17 protein-coding genes are annotated in these 16513 nt (G+C 65.5%); 5 read left to right on the forward strand and 12 right to left on the reverse strand.

Features of this window, described 5'->3' with window-relative positions; translation table 11 throughout:
* Positions 1-114: 114 nt before the first annotated feature.
* The 8 genes from AB4037_RS02090 to AB4037_RS02125 all read right to left on the reverse strand — a co-directional run bounded on the left by AB4037_RS02090 (position 115) and on the right by AB4037_RS02125 (position 8804).
* Positions 115-1020 (reverse strand): S1C family serine protease, encoded by a 906-nt coding sequence (locus AB4037_RS02090; protein ID WP_441770366.1) that lies wholly within the window; start codon positions 1018-1020, stop codon positions 115-117.
* Positions 1021-1236: 216 nt separating this feature from the next.
* Entirely contained in the window at positions 1237-1908 is a 672-nt protein-coding gene (locus tag AB4037_RS02095; protein WP_441770367.1) for a hypothetical protein, read from the reverse strand.
* A 215-nt stretch (positions 1909-2123) separates the two neighbouring features.
* Complete coding sequence (locus AB4037_RS02100) at positions 2124-3848, reverse strand: acetyl/propionyl/methylcrotonyl-CoA carboxylase subunit alpha (protein WP_441770528.1); 1725 nt, start codon at positions 3846-3848, stop codon at positions 2124-2126.
* A 49-nt stretch (positions 3849-3897) separates the two neighbouring features.
* A complete protein-coding gene (locus tag AB4037_RS02105; RefSeq protein ID WP_441770368.1) occupies positions 3898-5586 on the reverse strand; it encodes a carboxyltransferase domain-containing protein in 1689 nt (562 codons plus the stop codon).
* Positions 5586-6362, reverse strand: a complete 777-nt coding sequence (locus AB4037_RS02110; RefSeq protein WP_441770369.1) for a LamB/YcsF family protein — start codon at positions 6360-6362, stop codon at positions 5586-5588. The genes AB4037_RS02105 and AB4037_RS02110 overlap by 1 nt, the downstream gene beginning before the upstream one ends.
* A 45-nt stretch (positions 6363-6407) precedes the next feature.
* Positions 6408-7091: a pyroglutamyl-peptidase I gene (gene pcp / locus AB4037_RS02115; protein ID WP_434957726.1), complete on the reverse strand. Its 684-nt coding sequence runs from the start codon at positions 7089-7091 to the stop codon at positions 6408-6410.
* Positions 7092-7114: 23 nt separating this feature from the next.
* A complete protein-coding gene (locus tag AB4037_RS02120; protein ID WP_441770370.1) occupies positions 7115-8068 on the reverse strand; it encodes a DUF979 domain-containing protein in 954 nt (317 codons plus the stop codon).
* Between the two features lies 1 nt (position 8069).
* Positions 8070-8804: a DUF969 domain-containing protein gene (locus tag AB4037_RS02125; RefSeq protein WP_441770371.1), complete on the reverse strand. Its 735-nt coding sequence runs from the start codon at positions 8802-8804 to the stop codon at positions 8070-8072.
* A 437-nt stretch (positions 8805-9241) separates the two neighbouring features.
* Here AB4037_RS02125 and AB4037_RS02130 point away from each other — a divergent pair, with 437 nt between their 5' ends.
* Positions 9242-9937: a GntR family transcriptional regulator gene (locus tag AB4037_RS02130; RefSeq protein WP_441770372.1), complete on the forward strand. Its 696-nt coding sequence runs from the start codon at positions 9242-9244 to the stop codon at positions 9935-9937.
* A 13-nt stretch (positions 9938-9950) separates the two neighbouring features.
* Here the strand turns inward: AB4037_RS02130 and AB4037_RS02135 are convergent, their stop codons facing one another.
* Positions 9951-10265 carry a DUF6665 family protein gene (locus AB4037_RS02135; RefSeq protein ID WP_434957722.1) on the reverse strand — a complete coding sequence of 105 codons (315 nt, stop codon included), beginning with the start codon at positions 10263-10265 and terminating at the stop codon, positions 9951-9953.
* Between the two features lie 188 nt (positions 10266-10453).
* Between AB4037_RS02135 and AB4037_RS02140 the strand changes: the two genes are divergently transcribed.
* The gene (locus tag AB4037_RS02140) at positions 10454-10795 is read left to right on the forward strand and encodes a hypothetical protein (protein ID WP_434957721.1); all 342 of its coding nucleotides are present in this window, start codon (positions 10454-10456) and stop codon (positions 10793-10795) included.
* Between the two features lie 47 nt (positions 10796-10842).
* On the opposite strand, the gene AB4037_RS02145 is transcribed toward AB4037_RS02140, so the two are convergent.
* On the reverse strand, positions 10843-12495 hold the full coding sequence (locus AB4037_RS02145; RefSeq protein WP_441770373.1) for an FAD-binding dehydrogenase: 1653 nt from the start codon (positions 12493-12495) through the stop codon (positions 10843-10845).
* A gap of 173 nt (positions 12496-12668) precedes the next feature.
* Between AB4037_RS02145 and AB4037_RS02150 the strand changes: the two genes are divergently transcribed.
* From AB4037_RS02150 to AB4037_RS02160, 3 genes are read left to right on the forward strand one after another with little or no spacing between them, the layout of a single operon-like run.
* The gene (locus AB4037_RS02150) at positions 12669-13277 is read left to right on the forward strand and encodes a hypothetical protein (protein ID WP_441770374.1); all 609 of its coding nucleotides are present in this window, start codon (positions 12669-12671) and stop codon (positions 13275-13277) included.
* Positions 13274-13837 carry a hypothetical protein gene (locus AB4037_RS02155; protein ID WP_441770375.1) on the forward strand — a complete coding sequence of 188 codons (564 nt, stop codon included), beginning with the start codon at positions 13274-13276 and terminating at the stop codon, positions 13835-13837. Before AB4037_RS02150 ends, AB4037_RS02155 begins: the two co-directional genes overlap by 4 nt.
* Positions 13824-14444: a hypothetical protein gene (locus AB4037_RS02160; protein ID WP_434957717.1), complete on the forward strand. Its 621-nt coding sequence runs from the start codon at positions 13824-13826 to the stop codon at positions 14442-14444. Before AB4037_RS02155 ends, AB4037_RS02160 begins: the two co-directional genes overlap by 14 nt.
* On the opposite strand, the gene AB4037_RS02165 is transcribed toward AB4037_RS02160, so the two are convergent.
* The gene (locus AB4037_RS02165; RefSeq protein WP_441770376.1) at positions 14419-15702 is read right to left on the reverse strand and encodes a hypothetical protein; all 1284 of its coding nucleotides are present in this window, start codon (positions 15700-15702) and stop codon (positions 14419-14421) included. The two genes, AB4037_RS02160 and AB4037_RS02165, sit on opposite strands and share 26 nt — an antisense overlap.
* A gap of 140 nt (positions 15703-15842) precedes the next feature.
* Positions 15843-16466 carry a LuxR C-terminal-related transcriptional regulator gene (locus AB4037_RS02170; protein ID WP_441770377.1) on the reverse strand — a complete coding sequence of 208 codons (624 nt, stop codon included), beginning with the start codon at positions 16464-16466 and terminating at the stop codon, positions 15843-15845.
* Between the last annotated feature and the right edge of the window lie 47 nt (positions 16467-16513).

Here is a 16513-nt window from a genome sequence, read left to right on the forward strand (position 1 = left end):
CGTCTCAGTGACAATCTTCATCGAAAATTGTCACGATTGCCTGCTCTTGAAGTACTGCGACAGATGGATGGGAAGAGCAGGCAAGGATGCCTGCGATCCCAGGACGGGTCGGCCTCACTGCAAGGGCGGTTTGCGCAGGAAGGCGTTGCGATCGGCCGATTTGACGCGAAGCCAGCTCTCCCGGCCACCGCGCAGCACGCGCATCGGCACTTCTACGCCCGCGGGCCCGCCGCTCCACACCTTGCGATAGAAGTCGGCAAGGCCCTGGACTTCCTCGTTGCGGATGTCCGAAATGACGTCGCCCGCCTTCAGTCCCGCCTTGGCCGCCGGTGAGCCCTTGGCCACGCTGGCGACCACGACCTTGCCGTTGCTTTCCGCCGAGAAGGCGCCGAGCCAGGGACGCGGCGGCTTATCGACCTGGCCACGCGTCAGGAGATCGTCGAGAATGGGCGGCAGGAGGTCGATGGGCACGACCATGTTGATGTCGAAATCCTCGCCGCCCCGTTCCATCTGCAGGAGCAGGGAGCCTATGCCCAGCAGCCTGCCGTCTTCGCCAACCAGCGCCGCACCGCCCCAGGCAGGATGGGCGGGTGCGATGAAGATCGCCTCATCGAGCAGATATTCCCAATAGCCTGCAAATTCCTGCTTGGCCACGATGCGGGCCTCGACATGGCGCCCCGTGCCGTCGACGAAAACGGCTTCCTCGCCGACCGCCGTCTTGCCGGAACTGCCAAGCCCCAGGGCCGGCAGGCCGAGTTGGCCGAGCGCCTGCAACAGGCCGAAGCCTGTTGTCTGGTCATAGGCCAGGACATGGGCGGGAACCACACGCCCCTCCTGCGTGGTCAGCCAGACCTCGTCGGCTTCGGTGACGAGATAGCCGATGGTGAGCACCAGCCCGTCGTCGCGGATGACCACGCCACTGCCTTCACGCTCGGTGCCGAGCGCAGCCGCGGTGAAGGCGTCCTGTGGAATCCTGGCCCGCACGGCCACGACCGAGCGCATGATCGAACGAAGTGTCATCGCTTTCATCTTGGTGAAGGGCGCCTGCAGCAAGGCAGCATGCGCAATACCCGCAATCCGGGCAATGAAGATTTCCTAGAGGTATGCAGCCTGGCGTCGTGCTGCAAGGGCATAAGGGGAAGCGCCATGATGACGGGAGGCCGATCGCGGCTGGCCGATCTGGTCGCTTGAAGGCTTCTTCCTGGCGAGTTTCGCGCCGTATCGGCCGGACCGCACTCAGCTCCGTTTCGCGAACCAGATCACGTGCCGGGCGCCGCTGCGCCCCTTGTTGGCGCGCACGCGAACTTCGTCCACCGCAAAGCCCGCTTGATGCAGCCGCCGGGCAAAGGCCGAGGAAGAACCTTGCGACCACACGGCCAGCAGGCCGCCTGCGGTCAGTGCTCCCCGTGCCGCCGCGAGGCCTTCCAGGCTGTAGAGGCGATCATTGCCGGCATGGGTCAGCCCTTCCGGACCGTTGTCGACGTCGAGCAGGATCGCGTCGAAACGGCGCCCGGAGCGGATCATTCTGTCGACATCGCCGAGCTCGATGCTGACGCGCCGATCATCGAGGCTGCCTGCGAAGATCTCGGCCATGGGCCCCCGGGCCCAGGTGACGACGGAGGGCACCAGTTCGGCGACCACGATCTCGGCATCCTCGGGAAAGCTTGCCAGGGCGGCGCGCAGGGTGAAGCCCATGCCGAGCCCGCCGATCAGGATGCGCGGATGCTTGCGTGCCGCCAGGCGCTCGGCGGTCATCGTCGCCAGCGCCTCTTCCGAGCCGCTGAGCCGGCTGTTCATCAGCTCGATGCTGCCGAGCCTGATCGAGAATTCACTACCGCGCTGCTTGAGGCGCAGTTCTGCGCCGCCATTGGGGATCGTCGCGGTGTCGAGGTGTTTCCAGGGAATCACGGCAGGCTCTTTCCAGACAGGCGCGGATAGCCTTCTCCCCTTGTGGGAGAAGGTGCTCCGAAGGGGCGGATGAGGGGTTTCGCGACAGTACTTAAAGAATGGTGCGACCGCTCATCTGACCTCGCTACGCTCGGCCACCCATGGCACTTCTATCGGAAGTGCCCGGTCCCGCAAGGGGGAGAAGGCTATCCGTGCCTTTCCTATAGATCGTTGTCCTATCCAATGCGCGCCATCACCATGCCGGCCGTCACGGTGGCACCAGCTTGGACTTCCTGCGCCAGCTTTCCGGTCCTGTGTGCCTTGACCTGCATTTCCATCTTCATCGCCTCCATCACGGCGACGACATCGCCCTCCGCGACCTCGGCGCCGTCTTCCACTTGCCAGGAGCGCAGTGTGCCGGCCATCGGCGCGACCACAGCATCGGGCGAGACTTCGGCTTGCGCGGCTGCTGCCGGCGCCGCTGATGGCACGGCCTGGAGGCCGCCCAGCAAGGCGGGGGGCAGACCCAGAGTGACGCGCCGGCCGTCGATCTCCACGGCGGTGCGCAGCAATGTCGCCGCCGGCAGCGGTTCTGGCCGCGTGGCGGCTGCAAGGGTGGCGGCAAAGTCGGTCTCGATCCAGCGGGTGTGGACCTTGAAATCCCGCTCACCGGTAAAGTCGGTATGGCCGATCACCGTGCGATGGAAGGGCAGGACCGAGGCGACCCCCTCGATGCGGAACTCGGCGAGGGCGCGCCGGGCTCGCGCAATGGCCTCGCCCCGCGTCGCGCCGGTGACGATGAGCTTGGCCATCAGGGAATCGAAGCTGCCGGGAATGGTCGAGCCGGTAGTGACGCCGGTATCCAGGCGGACGCCGGGGCCGGAGGGCGGCTCGAAGGCGGTGATGAGGCCCGGCGTCGGCAGGAAGCCGCGTCCGACATCCTCGGCATTGATGCGGAACTCCAGGGCATGGCCTCGTGGCGCCGGCGTTTCGCTGATGCTGAGAGGATGACCGTCGGCGACGCGCAACTGCTCGACCACCAGATCGATGCCCGCCGTCTCCTCCGTTACCGGATGCTCCACCTGCAGACGGGTGTTGACCTCCAGGAAGGAGATCGCATCCGAGGCGCTCAGCAGGAATTCCACCGTGCCGGCGCTGACATAGCCGGCCTTGGCGCAGATATCGCGCGCCGCCTGGTGAATGCGGGCGCGCTGCTCGTCGCTGAGGAAGGGCGCCGGGGCTTCTTCCACCAGCTTCTGGTTGCGGCGCTGCAGCGAGCAGTCGCGCGTGCCGAGCACCACGACATTGCCATGGCTGTCGGCGATCACCTGAGCTTCGATATGGCGGGGGCGATCGAGATATTGCTCGACGAAGCATTCGCCGCGGCCGAAGGCGGTGACGGCCTCGCGTACGGCCGAGTCATAGAGTTCGGCGACCTCGTCCATGCGCCAGGCGACTTTCAGCCCGCGCCCGCCGCCACCGAAGGCGGCCTTGATGGCGATCGGCAGGCCGTGCTGTTCGGCAAAGGCGAGAACTTCGTCGGGGCCACCAACGGGATCGGCGGTGCCGGCGACCAGGGGCGCTCCGACCGCCATGGCGAGCTTGCGGGCCTGTACCTTGTCGCCCAATTGCTCGATGGCCGATGGAGGCGGGCCGATCCAGGTCAGGCCGGCATCGATGACGGCCTGCGCAAAACCGGCGCGCTCGGAGAGGAAGCCATAGCCTGGATGCACGGCATCGGCGCCGCTGCGGCGGGCGATGGCGATGAGCTTGTCGATGTCGAGATAGGTCTCGGCTGGCTTGTCGCCTTCCAGGCCATAGGCCTCGTCCGCCATGCGGGCGTGCAGCGCGTCGATGTCGGCATCGGCATAGACCGCGACCGAGGCGACGCCGTAATCGGCGCAGGCCCGTATCACGCGCACGGCGATCTCGCCTCGATTGGCGATCAGGACCTTCTTGATGGGCATTATCGTCCCCTTGAGCAAAGCGCGTTAAAGCGGAAAGGCTTGTTTACTCTGGTTTTTTGGTTCGACGCGCCTTTGCGACTCCAGGCGATTCCGCCAGGTCGCAAGACGTTTCGGCAAATTGGGTGATCGGCCGGAAACGGATCTGCCCTCCGATGGGAATCTGGCCGGCGCGGTCGAGATGGTAGGGGGCGACCGCCGCGATGACGGGATAGCCGCCGGTCAGCGGATGATCGGCGAGGAACAGCACCGGCTGGCCTGAGGGCGGCACCTGGACCGAGCCCTGGATCGTGCCCTCGCTCGGCAGTTCCTTGCCCTCGCTTGCCGGCGCGCGCTTCAGCGCCCGCTCGCCGTAGAGGCGGATGCCGATGCGATTGGACTGGGGCGTCACCGACCAGGACTGGTTCGCAAAATCCTCGAGCGCTGCCTCGGAGAGCCAGTCGCTGCGCGGCCCCATGACGACGTCGAGAATGACGGGTTCGCCGAGCCTAGGCAGCACGGGTGGCACATCCGGCAACGCCGTCACGGCGCCGGGCGGCGGCGTGAGTCCGGATAGGCGATCGCCGACCACGACGGCCGGCGGCCCGATCTGGGCGAGCGTGTCGGTGGCGGCGCTGCCCAGTACCGGGGCAATGGCGAAACCGCCGCGCACGGCGAGGTAAAAGCGCATGCCGGCCTGCGGCTCCCCGAAATGCAGTCTGTCGCCGGTGGCAAGCGCGATGGCGGCGTGACGCGGCACGGGGTGGCGGGAGCCTTCGGCGGTGGTCAAAGTGAGCGGCCCGTCGGCACCGGTGACGGCGACCACCGTTTCGCCGAGGCAGAGAAGTTCGCAGCCGCCATAGGCAATCTCGAGGCCTGGCATTGGGCCGGGGTTGCCGACCAGCCGGTTGGCACTGCGCAGGGCGGCGCGGTCCATGGCGCCGGAAACGCTGACACCCTGCCGCGCCTGGCCGGGGCGACCCAGATCCTGGAACAGCATCTGGGGGCTTGGCTTGATGACCTCGAAGAGGGGGGAGGTGGGGTCGTTTCCCTCACCCCCGGCCCCTCTCCCCACCGGGGAGAGGGGTGCAGGTCTCGCCATCTCCCCTCTCCCCGATGGTGAGAGGGGGTGGGGGCTCTTACCTTCGCCAACCTCGACGAAGCGCACACGATCGCCGGGCTGCAGCAGAGCGGGGCGCTCGCGTGCAAGGTCCCACATCGGCAGGTCCGTCACGCCGATGATCTGCCAGCCGCCGGGGCTCGCCTGCGGATAGACGGCGCTGAAGCGACCGGCCAGGCCCACGGAGCCTGCGGCCAAGCGCGGGCGCGGCGTGGCACGCCGGGGCAGATCGAAGCTCGGATGGCCGCCGCTGAGATAGGCAAAACCCGGTGCGAAGCCGGTGAAGGCCACTGCGTATTCGCTGCCGGTATGGCGCCGGATCACCTCCTCGACCGGAATTTTGAGGAAATCGGCGACTTCGGCGAGATCCTCCCCATCGTAGCGGACCGGGATCTCGATCAGAGTACCGCTTTGTTCGACATCGGCATCGAGGCGTCGCTGGCCGATGGCGGTGATCAGGTCCCGTTGCGTGATCGCCGCTGGACGGTAGCGCACCAGCAGGGTCCGGGCCGCGGGCACGATATCCTCGATGCCGGCGATGGGCTCGGCGCCCAGGGAGGCCTGCAAAGCCAATGTCTGCGGCAGGTCTGGGAGCTCAACCATGAGGGCATCGAGATTGACCGGCAGGAAGCGCATCAACGCTCTCCGCCCGTCGAGGCCATGAAGGAGCGAATGGCTACGCCCGATCGCTCCAGCAAGGCGCGGATTTCGCGTGCCATGGCGACGGCGCCGGGGCTGTCGCCATGGACGCAGATCGAATCCGCCTCGATGCGGACCGCGCTGCCGTCGATCGCGGGAACCGTGCCTTCCGTCACCAGGTGGAGCATGCGCGCCGCCACCTCCTGCGGGTCGTGCAGCACCGCGCCGGGCTCGCGGCGCGACACCAGCGAGCCATCGGGCATATAGCCCCTGTCTGCGAAGGCCTCGGCGACCACGGTGAGGCCGGCGGCGCGAGCCCAGCCGATGAGGGGAGATCCGGCCAGGGCCACCAGCGTGAGCTCGGGATCGATCTGCCGGATCGCCTCGATGATGGCCTCGGCCTGCCGCCGGTCCTTGGCGATGGTGTTGTAGAGGGCGCCATGTGGCTTGACGTAGCGCACGGTGGTGCCGGCAGCGGTGGCCAGGCCCTTGAGCGCGCCGATCTGGTAGATGGCGTCGGCGATCAGGTCCTCGCTGGCGACATCCATGTTGCGCCGCCCGAAGCCGCCGAGATCGGGATAGGCGATGTGCGCCCCGACCGTCACGCCCTTGGCCTTGGCGGCCCGCAGCGTGGCGAGGATGCCGGTGGGATCGCCGGCATGAAAGCCGCAGGCCACATTGGCGCTGGAGACGATGCCGAGCACCGCCTCGTCATCACCCATGCGCCAGGCGCCGAAGCTTTCGCCGAGATCGCTGTTGAGGTCGATGTTCATGGCACGAAGCTCCCGATAATTTTTGCTGCTCAGATGCCTGGCGGCTCAATGGATTTGTCCGCCACTCTCTCGCACGTCCTCTTGGACGGTGAGGGCGGTGTGCGTGAGATGTCTGATAGCCTCGACCTGCGTCCCCAGCGCCAAGCTCGGCAGTCCAGGCCGGCGTGCGGCATGCTCGGGCAGACAGGGCACGTGCACGAACCCGCCTCGCGTCTTGGCGAGTGGGCGTTGTGTCGCCAGCCGATGCATCAGGGCGTAGAAGATGTGGTTGCACACGAAGGTGCCGGCGGAGTTGGACAGCGAGGCCGGCAGCCCCGCCGCCCGGAGGTCCCGCACGATCGCCTTGACCGGCAGGGAAGAAAAATAGGCGGCCGGCGCACCTGATATCACCGGGATATCGATCGGCTGGCGGCCTTCATTGTCGGGAATGCGCGCATCGTCGAGATTAACAGCAACGCGCTCGGGCGTGATCTCGGGGCGCCCGCTCGCCTGCCCGAGGCTGACGACGAGACGGGGCTGCCATTGCCTCAGAGCCTCGTCCAGTCGCTCGATGGCTGCCCCGAACACGCAGGGCAATTGCACGGCGCGGACGCGAGCTCCCTTGCAGATCCAGCCGTCCAACGCCCGGGCAATCTCCCAGGAGGCGTTGGTCTCATCGTCTTCAAACGCCTCGAAGCCGGTGATCAACACGTTTGGCGGCGTCTTGTCTGGCGGCTTTTTGGGGCTCATGACGGCTTTCCGCGAATAATGTCCTACAGGGGCATCAGGACATAGAGCAGTACGATATTGGCGGCGAGCAGGGCTAGCGCCGTCGGAATTTGCGCACGGATGACCGCGTTCTTGTCGATTTCCAGGAGCGCGGCCGGCACGATGTTGAAATTGGCGGCCATGGGGGTCATCAGCGTACCGCAATAGCCCGACAGCATGCCGATGGCGGCGATGACCGCCGGATTGCCGTGATAGACACCGATCAGGACCGGCACGGCGACCCCGCCCGTCATCACCGGGAAGGCGGCGAAGCCATTGCCCATGATCACGGTAAACAATGCCATGCCGACGACATAGAGGGCGACTGCCACCAGGCGCAGGTCCATGTTGACATAGCTGGTGGTGAGATGGGCGACCGCCTTGCCGACGCCGGCATCGGAGAAGACCAGGCCAAGCATACCCAGCATCTGGGGCAGGACCAGGGCCCAGCCGAGCGCATCGGTGAGACGGCGGGATTCGCGCAGGCCCTGTGCCGGCGTTTCGCGCGTCAGCCAGCAGGCGAGCCCCAGCGCGACGATGCAGGCGAGGCCGAGGGCGAGCAGGGTGGTATTCTTGGGATCGAACAGCGGCGTGCCGCCGATGGTGACGTAATGGCCCGAAAGCGTGATCGCCACGGTCAGCAGCGGAATGGCGAGCGCCGGCACGAACAGCTTGTTGCCGAGCCGCTTTGCACTGGCCACCGCTTCGGCGACGCTAGGAATGCTGTGGTGGCCGGCGCCGACTCCGCCGAGCCCCGCGATCAGCGCCAGGGCGGCAACACCCACGCCGACCACGGCCGGCGGCAGGAAATCTCCGACCAGAAAGGCCAACGCATAGAGACCCCAGAACAGGGCACTGCTGAAGCGTTTGGGATGGTTGCGGTCGGCCAGGGTCATGGCGGCTGTGACGGCCAGGATTGCCCCGACGAGATAGAACAGGTGGGAAAGCGAGAGGATCATGTCAGCCCTCCGACTGCGTTTCAGGCCGCAGGCCGGTTTCGGACGGCGCTTCGGCCAGCTCGCGGGCGATAGCCGCATCGAGGCGAGACAGTCGGAACGCATGAATGACAAAGGCGGTGGCAGCAGTGGGAATGCCCCATAGGGCGACATGGAGCGGCTCGACCTCGACGCCAGCCTCTCTTAGGAATGTCGTCATGAGCACGATGGCGCCGAAAGCGACGAAGATGTCCTCGCCGAAAAACAGGCCGACATTGTCGGTAGCGGCCGCAAAGGCCCTGATCTTATGGCGCACGCGCTCGGTGAGCGAGCCATGCCGAACCTCGGCCGCACCCTCCGCCATGGGCGCGATCAGCGGCCTTACCATCTGAGGATGGCCGCCAAGACTGGTCAAGCCCACCGCAGCGGTCAATTGCCGGGCGGCCAGATAGACGATGAGGAGGCGGCCCGATGTCGCCGAGCGGATCTTGCTGATCCAGGCCTGTGCATGCTGGCGCAGGCCATGGCGTTCAAGCAGGCCGACCACGGCGAGCGGGAGCAGCAGGATCACCGCCAGATTGCGCGTTTTCAGGAAGCCGGTGCCGATGGCCGAGAGAACCTGCAGCGGCGGAAAGCTCGCCGCGAGAGCCGTGCCGATGGCGGCAACGATCACGACGAGCATGGGATTGAAGCGCAGGACGAAGCCCACGACGATGATGGCCACGCCGATGAGAGGCCATAGGCTGATGTCACTAGGCACGGTGTTCGCTCCCCGGGGACATTGGATGGTCTGGAAATATGATCGGTTCTTGTAGGGGGATATTTTCCGATCTGTCGGCAATATCATCTAAATTGATGGCTTGATCAAGCATTTTGATTGAACGTAACACTAATATTGTTCAACAATATGTCGATGCTCCCGAGCGATCAAAAAGCGGGGCCGAAAGGGCAGGCGGCAGGTCTGCCCAATCCGCAGCCGGTGGCAGGTGGGCTTCAGTCTGCGCAGGGATGGCCTTGTGTGGCTCGCCGGCCAGCGCATCTTCCGCTCAAAGGGGAGCTCCACGGTCCATCCCTGTCGAGATCTTGGCGCTGCCTCGTTGTGAATCCCCAGGATTGCCCTACAATCCAGCCCGGCGTCATGGACAGTCGGAATGGCAGCGTTGAGTGAAGATCGGACAATGGCACCAGGCACCGCCCATGACCCCGCCGGGTGATCCCCGTCCCGCGGCATTCGCCCTGACGCTCGGCGAACGCGTCGCCGAGCAATTGCGGCGCAAGATCACCCAAGGCGAACTCGCGCCCGGGCAGCGGCTGTCCGAGCAGGCGCTCAGCGATGATCTTGCCATTTCCCGCAACACGCTGCGCGAGGTCTTCCGGGTGCTGACGAAGGATGGCCTGCTCAGGCATGTTCCCAATCGCGGTGTGTTCGTGGCGGTGCCGAGCATCGCCTCGATCATCGACATCTACCGGGTCCGGCGCCTGATCGAGTGTCAGGCTCTCGCGCAGGCCTATCCGCGCCATCCTGCCAAGAAGCGCATGCGCGATGCATTCGAAGAGGCCATGCGTTGCCGGGTGGCGGATGACTGGCCTGGAGTGGGTACCGCCAACATGGCCTTTCATATGGCCGTAGTGGAACTGGCCGACAGCGAAAGGTTGAACCTGTTGTTCGCCCAGGTCCTGGCCGAGCTGCGGCTCGCCTTCGGCATGCTGCAGGATGCCGAATTCCTGCACGCTCCCTTCGTCGACAGGAACCTCGCCATTCTCGAACTGGCTGAAGCTGGCAGTTTCGAAAAGGCGGCGGCATTGCTCGGCGATTACCTCGTCCATTCCGAGCGCCTGGTCCTTGCCGTCTATGCGCGGCGCCTGGCTGATGGCAGCATCGGTGACTTGTAAGTGATCGGACGCGTCAGCGCCTGACGCCCAGTCTCGCCAGCACTTCGGGCGGTATCTTGAGCTCGCGGATGACACCGCCATGGGAGGCCATGCCCATCAGCTCCCTCTGGATGAAATAGCCATAGACCGCGTCGACGGCCTCAGCCAACAGATTTGGGCGGTCTGGATCGTCGGGCGCCGCACGCAGCAGCGCCGCCATGGCCCGGCCGGCGGCCTCGCCCGCGCGCCCCAGCGATGCGGCCTTCTCCACGTGGATTTCGGCGCCGAGGACATCGAGGGCTGTACGCGCGGCAGCAGGGGAGAGGTTCTGGGGCAGGCGAATGCTCATGCCGGCATTCTGCCGCCGCCTGGAACGCTTGTCGATATCGTCGAGCGGCAAACTGGCGCCGGGAAGCCCTGGGGGCGAGGGTGCTGCCGGCGCCTGTCCCTTTTGGAACAGCGAGTGCCTTCTCCCAAGGTCAATTATGGGCTGGCAGCGTGCCTGCTGCCCGGTTCAGTCTTCATGAGGGATGTGACATGGAGCTTCCCCTTGCAGCGCAGACCCCCTTTCAGCGTCTGCGCCCGCCATTGGCGGGCCTTGTCCTTGGCATTCTGCCTCTCTGGCTGTTCGTGGGGACCTCCGAGAGCTTCTCGGTGAACGGGCAATTGGTCTCGCAGTCGCGCTTCAACATTCTCGGCCTTGTGCTGGCCGGCATCGGCCTGGCCATCACGGCCAGGCTCTTATGGAATGACGGGCCTTGGGCGCAGCGCTGGTTGCCGCGAACGGCGCTTGCCGCAGTCGCGGCCGCGATTTGCCTGGTCCAGCTTGCCTATTCGGTCGGCATCGTCGATCTCGGCCGCTTCCTCGGCGGCCTGTGAGCCGCTTCCTCGGCAGCGCCTGAGGCGCACCCAAGACAGATCCGCGACTACACCGCGCCCGCCGCCGCACGGCCAGCCTGCCGGCCGCTGAACAGGCAGCCGCCGAGGAAGGAGCCTTCCAGGGCCCGATAGCCGTGCATGCCACCACCGCCGAACCCGGCGGCTTCGCCGGCGGCATAAAGACCGGGCAGAGGAGCGAGATCCTCGCCGAAGACCCGGCCGTCGAGATCGGTTTCCAGGCCTCCCAGAGTCTTGCGCGTGAGGATGTTGAGCTTGACCGCAATCAGGGGCCCGTGGGCGGGATCGAGCAAAGCGTGCGGCCGTGCCGTGCGGATCAGCCGGTCGCCGAGATAATGTCGGGCATTGCGGATAGCCATGATCTGGCCGTCCTTGCCGAAGCCGTTGGCAAGGTCGCGGTCGCGCGCCTCGATCAGCTGCCGTATCGCGGTGGCGTCGAGCAGGGGTTCTTTCGTTAGGGTGTTCATGCCGGCGACGAGGCGTTCGAGATCCTCGTCCACCACGAAATCGGCGCCATGCTGCTTGAAGGCCTCCACCGGTCCGGTCGCCCGCCGGCCGATGGCGCGGCGTAGCGTCAATTTCCAGTCGCGGCCGGTGAGGTCGGGGTTCTGCTCCGAGCCCGACAGTGCGAATTCCTTGCGGATGATGCTCTGGGTCAGGATGAACCAGCTATGGTCGAAGCCGGTGGTGCGTAAATGGGTCAGCGTTCCCAGTGTGTCGAAGCCCGGATAGAGCGGGCCGGGCAGGCGGTTGCCGCGCGCGTCGAGCCAGAGCGAGGAGGGGCCGGGGAGGATGCGGATGCCGTGCCCGGGCCAGATCGGATCCCAGTTCCTGAGACCTTCGACATAGTGCCACATGCGGTCGCGATTGATCAGCCGTGCCCCGGCCTGTGCCGCGAGGGCGAGCATGCGCCCGTCGACATAAGCGGGGACACCGGTGACCATCGTCTCGGGTGGTTGGCCGAGGCGCCGCGGCCAATGGCGGCGCACCAGATCGAGGTCGCCGCCGATACCGCCGCTGGCGATGATCGTCACCGGTGCGGTCAGGGAGAAGTGACTCACCACCTCGCGTGATGTGGCGACCCCGCGCGGGACTTCGCTGGGAGCGAGCAGGCTGCCTTCCACGCCGGTGATCGCACCGCTGCTCCGAATCAGGCCGTCGACGCGATGGCGAAACCGCAGCGCCAGCCTGCCTTCCGATTCGGCCGCCAATGCGAGCCTTTCGAAAGGCTCGACCACGCCCGGACCCGTGCCCCAGGTGAGGTGGAAGCGCGGCACCGAATTGCCCGGGCCACCGGCACTGCCGCCGCCGCGTTCGGCCCAGCCGACGACCGGGAAAATCCGATGGCCCATCGATCGCAGCCAGGCACGTTTCTCTCCGGCCGCGAAGGCGAGATAGGCCTCGGCCCAGCGCCGGGGCCAGTAATCCTCCTCGCGGTCGAAGGCTGCCGTGCCGATCCAGTCCTGCAAGGCGAGCTCGAAACTGTCCTTGATGCCGAGGCGGCGCTGCTCGGGGCTGTCGACCAGGAAGAGGCCGCCGAGCGACCAGAAGGCCTGGCCGCCCAGATTCTGGCGCGGCTCCTGGTCGAGCAGGATTACCCGCTTTCCGGCGGTGGTGAGCTCGGTGGCCGCGACTAGCCCGGCCAGGCCCGCCCCCACGACAATGGCATCCGCATCGGCCATCTTCCCTCCCGCGACTCGCGACATCAGACATCATGCTCTGAATGCCGCGACGGCAGAACCCGGTGAATGTGACGATCATGACGCGTGCATGGCGCAGAAAATGCGCGCGAGTCCGGTCTTCTCCCCGTTCGCGGCATCTTGCCCAGGCGACGTTCAGCGACTAAGTCGGTTTCATGGCCGATACAAACGGGACTTTGTCGAAGCTGCGCGCCGGGTTTTCACGCCAGAGCCTCAAGGCGAAGGTGCTGACCGGCATCGGCGGTTTTGCAGCGGCCGCGATTTCGCTGGGCGCCTCGCTCTATCACCTGCGCAATCCCGAGCAAGTGCCGGTCATGAGGGCCGGGCAGGCGGTCGAGGCGGGGCGCTGGCTCGTCACGCCGAACTCGGCCGCCCTCGCCACGGCGTTGCCCGACGGTCGCCCGATCAAGGCCGGGCGCCGGGCCGTGGTGCTCGAGCTCGTGCTCACCAACCGGACAGAGCGCACTTCCAATGCCGTCGCCGGCATCCTGAAGCTCACCAATGTGGCCAATGCCGAGGGACCGGATTTCTACCTCGTCCGCGACAAGGAGCGGCTCATGGATTTGCAGCCTCGCCTGCCGGAACGCCTGCAGGCCGTCTGGACCCTGCCGGGCGATGGTGCTTTGCCCAAGGCTCTGGAGCTCACCGTTGCCGGCGCGACCTTCAAGCCAAGGGACAATCTCTATGGTGCCCCGGGCTGGTTCAACCCGCATGACGTCGCGCGCGTAAGCGTACCGCTTGATGCCGCCGGGAGCCCGGGATGAAGAATGCCGCCGTCACCGTGGCGATCGTACTGATCGGCATTGCCGTGCTGGCGCTGCTGCGCTGGACGATGCCTGGCTATGCCGTCCTTACTGGCCCGATCGAGACGGCCGGCCGGCAGGGGACGCGCGCCGGGACCAGCGAGTTCAGTCTCAAGGTGGACAGGCTGATCCTGTCCGAGCTGCTGATCTTCCAGCGCTATGGCAAGAGGGTCGAGCGTGGCACCGGCGGCATCTGGGCGGTGGTCGCCGCCGACGTGTCGGCCAAACAGCGCTCTCTGATGCTGGGTGGTGTCGCGCTTCGGGGAGCAAGCGGGCGGACCTATATGCAGAGCCCCCGGATCGAAGGCATGTCTCAGTTGCTCTCCGGCAAGGAATTGCAGCCCGGCCTGCAGCAGCGTGGCCTTTTCGTGTTCGAACTGCCAGCCGATGAACTCGCGGGTGCGGAACTGGTGGTCTCGCGGGAAGTCTTTCCCCGGCTCACATCCCAGCTCGCCGTGGCGCTGGACGAGGGCACCGCCATCCGTCGTACCGTCCTGGAGATCGGCCGTGACCCTCTCTGAACAGGCAGCTCCCGAAGGCCGGCCCGCGGCGCGCTGGTATTGGCGCAGCATGATTGCGATACCCGTGCTTTTTGTCGCCGTTTTCGCCTTCGGTGCTCGGGTCGACATCACGGACTATCTCGCTTCGCATGAGTTTCGTATCGCTGCTGTCAAGCCGGGTGAGGCCGCTCCCTATGCCCGCGCTACCTGGTCGCTCGCATCGGCACAACTCGTCGATGGCGGCGAAGGCGCGCGGTTGCCCCTATCGAAAGACCGAAAGCTTCTCATTGTTCGCCTCAAGGCGGTACCTGACGGGAAGATCATCGATGAAGCGGATCGGCAGTCGGCCTGGATGGGCTGCAGCCTGACCCTGGTCGATGGCGGGGGGCAGCGCTGGAGCCCGCTATCCTTCGTCCTGTCCCGCGACATCAGCCGCGCGCTGGAGCCGACGGCGACGCCCGTGGCGGGGTGCCTGGAAGCCTCTCGCTCCATCGGGCTGGATGGCCAGCCAACTTTGGTCGAAGAGAAGTTCCTGATCCCGGCCGAGGCCGCTGCGGGGCTTTCTGCGCGCCTCTCCTTCCGTTCGGCCCTGCCGGACGCCCTCAGCTTCCCGCTGGAATTGCGCTGATCGGCCGACGGGCGCTACGCCACTGCCGTCCCTGAGCAAAGCCCGTCTCCAGTCCTGCGGCGAGCAGGGTGATCTTCAAGGGCATGACCAACGCTCCGTTGCCGGGCGCACTTGGACTGCCCAGCAAGATGGAGAGGGCATGGGCGATGATCTGCCAAAGGCCGATTTCATGCGGCCCGATCAGGCGTGCAGCACCGTACCAAGCCCAGGCCGCGCTCCAGTCGAGGAGACGGAAGGCGACGATGACGGTGACGACGAGGGTAAGGCCCGTGCCGAAGGTCAGGCCGACGCCCTCTGCAAGCGCGCGGTAGCGCTTGGCTGTACCAGCCACGAAATGGGTGAGAAAATCGCGCAAGAACTTGGGCAATCGGCCCCAATGCCCGATTGCTTTGCTCCAGCGACCTTCAACCGGCAGGCCTGCCCGGCCGATGTCATAGCCGTAGACCAGGGCGGCCAGCGTCAGCCAGACCATGGGATAGAGCGCATAGATAAACAGGGCCGACAGCATGTCGAACCACGAGGCGGGCGCATACTCCACGGGCGGTGCGATCGCCGCGGCATGCGCGGCCGCCGCGGCTCGCGCGGCTGGGAACAGCCAGCCATTCAAGGTCTCGGGCACGCGCGAGACCCACGCCATGATCTCATTGTGCCAGTTGGACAGCACATAGAGCGCAATGAAAGCCCAATTCGCTTCGCACACCACGATCAGAAACGGCCAGAACACATGTTTGGAGCGCTTGTGCATCTGCTTGGCGCCGAGCCGTACCAGCCAGGCGAGGGCCACGGAGGCCAGAAGGAGCCAGCCGCCACTCACCTCGAGGATACGCGCGTTCTGGCCAAAGGGGGTGAGGTCGAGCGCGAGCTTGGAATATTCGCGGACCGTGTCGCCGAGAAAGCCCCAGGCTGCGTAGAAGGCGAAGAAGGGAACCAAGGCCAGGGAGAGCGCCGTAGTGAAGCCGGCCGATTCTCCTTCGGGCCTGTCGGCTTGCGATGTTTCGGCGGCCTTGGCCGCGGCTTGCAGCGAGGGCAGCCCCGGTCGGACGATCTCGAACAGGGCGACGATCACCACCAGCTTGACCAGCACCACCAATGTGAGCGTCGAGAGCCCCGCCAGTTGGTTGAGGAAGCCGACACGTACGGCGATTTCGGTCAACACGTCCTCGGCCAACACGCCAACCAGCCAGAGCGCCATCAAATGCGGCCAGTAGCGCTGCAGCAGCGCCATCCATGTGGGTGGAAGCTTGGCGAGCGCCGACAATTTGCAACCTCACGATGCCGACACGCCGCGGTGCCCATTTCGGTGCGAACCATAGCAATCGAAGGCTGTGCTCGCCAAGGCCCTCGCATCTGTATCGGCACCACTGCCTCTAGAGCAAGGTGCGTTTAAGCCGAAACGCCCTAATCCTCGTCGGTGGACAGAATGTCCTTCGATCGATGGGCGATAGCCGTCCGGTTGATGACCTGCATCTGCTTCATGATTCGGCGGACATGCACCTTGACGGTGCTTTCGCTGATGCCGAGCTCTTTTCCTATTTGCGCATTGGTCTTGCCTTGCCGGATGGCGGCGACAATGGACAATTGCCGAGGCGTCAGGGGCTTCCATGCCTGTTTGCCGAACTTCGTTTCAGGCGGAACGAACGTTCCTCCCGCCAGGATGCGGTTCACCGCAAAGATTAGATCGCTGACGGGCAAGGAGCTGGGGACATAGCCTCTGGCGCCCAGGTCGATAGCCTGGACGATGCTTGCCGCGTCGCTGGCATTCGCGAGGACGAGCACGGGAATGTGGGGGTCATTGGCGCGCGCGGTCGCCAGGGTCCTTGAGGCATCCACATACCCCCGGTCGTGCAGGATCACCAATCGCGTCTGCACAGGCGAAGAAGAAATGCCCCATTCATCTACGGCAGAAAATACTTGTATTCTGTATTGTGGAAAATTAAGAGTAAGAATAAAATCGAGGCAATCTCGTATTAATACATTGCTGCTGATCAAGGCTATATTGCCAACATATTGCAGATCGCTCATGCGGATTCCTCAGTAAGTCTATTTTCCTCCTTGTTTCAAGGATAGTT

The organism is Labrys sp. KB_33_2 (genome assembly GCF_052114505.1).
Classification (GTDB): Bacteria; Pseudomonadota; Alphaproteobacteria; order Rhizobiales; family Labraceae; genus Labrys.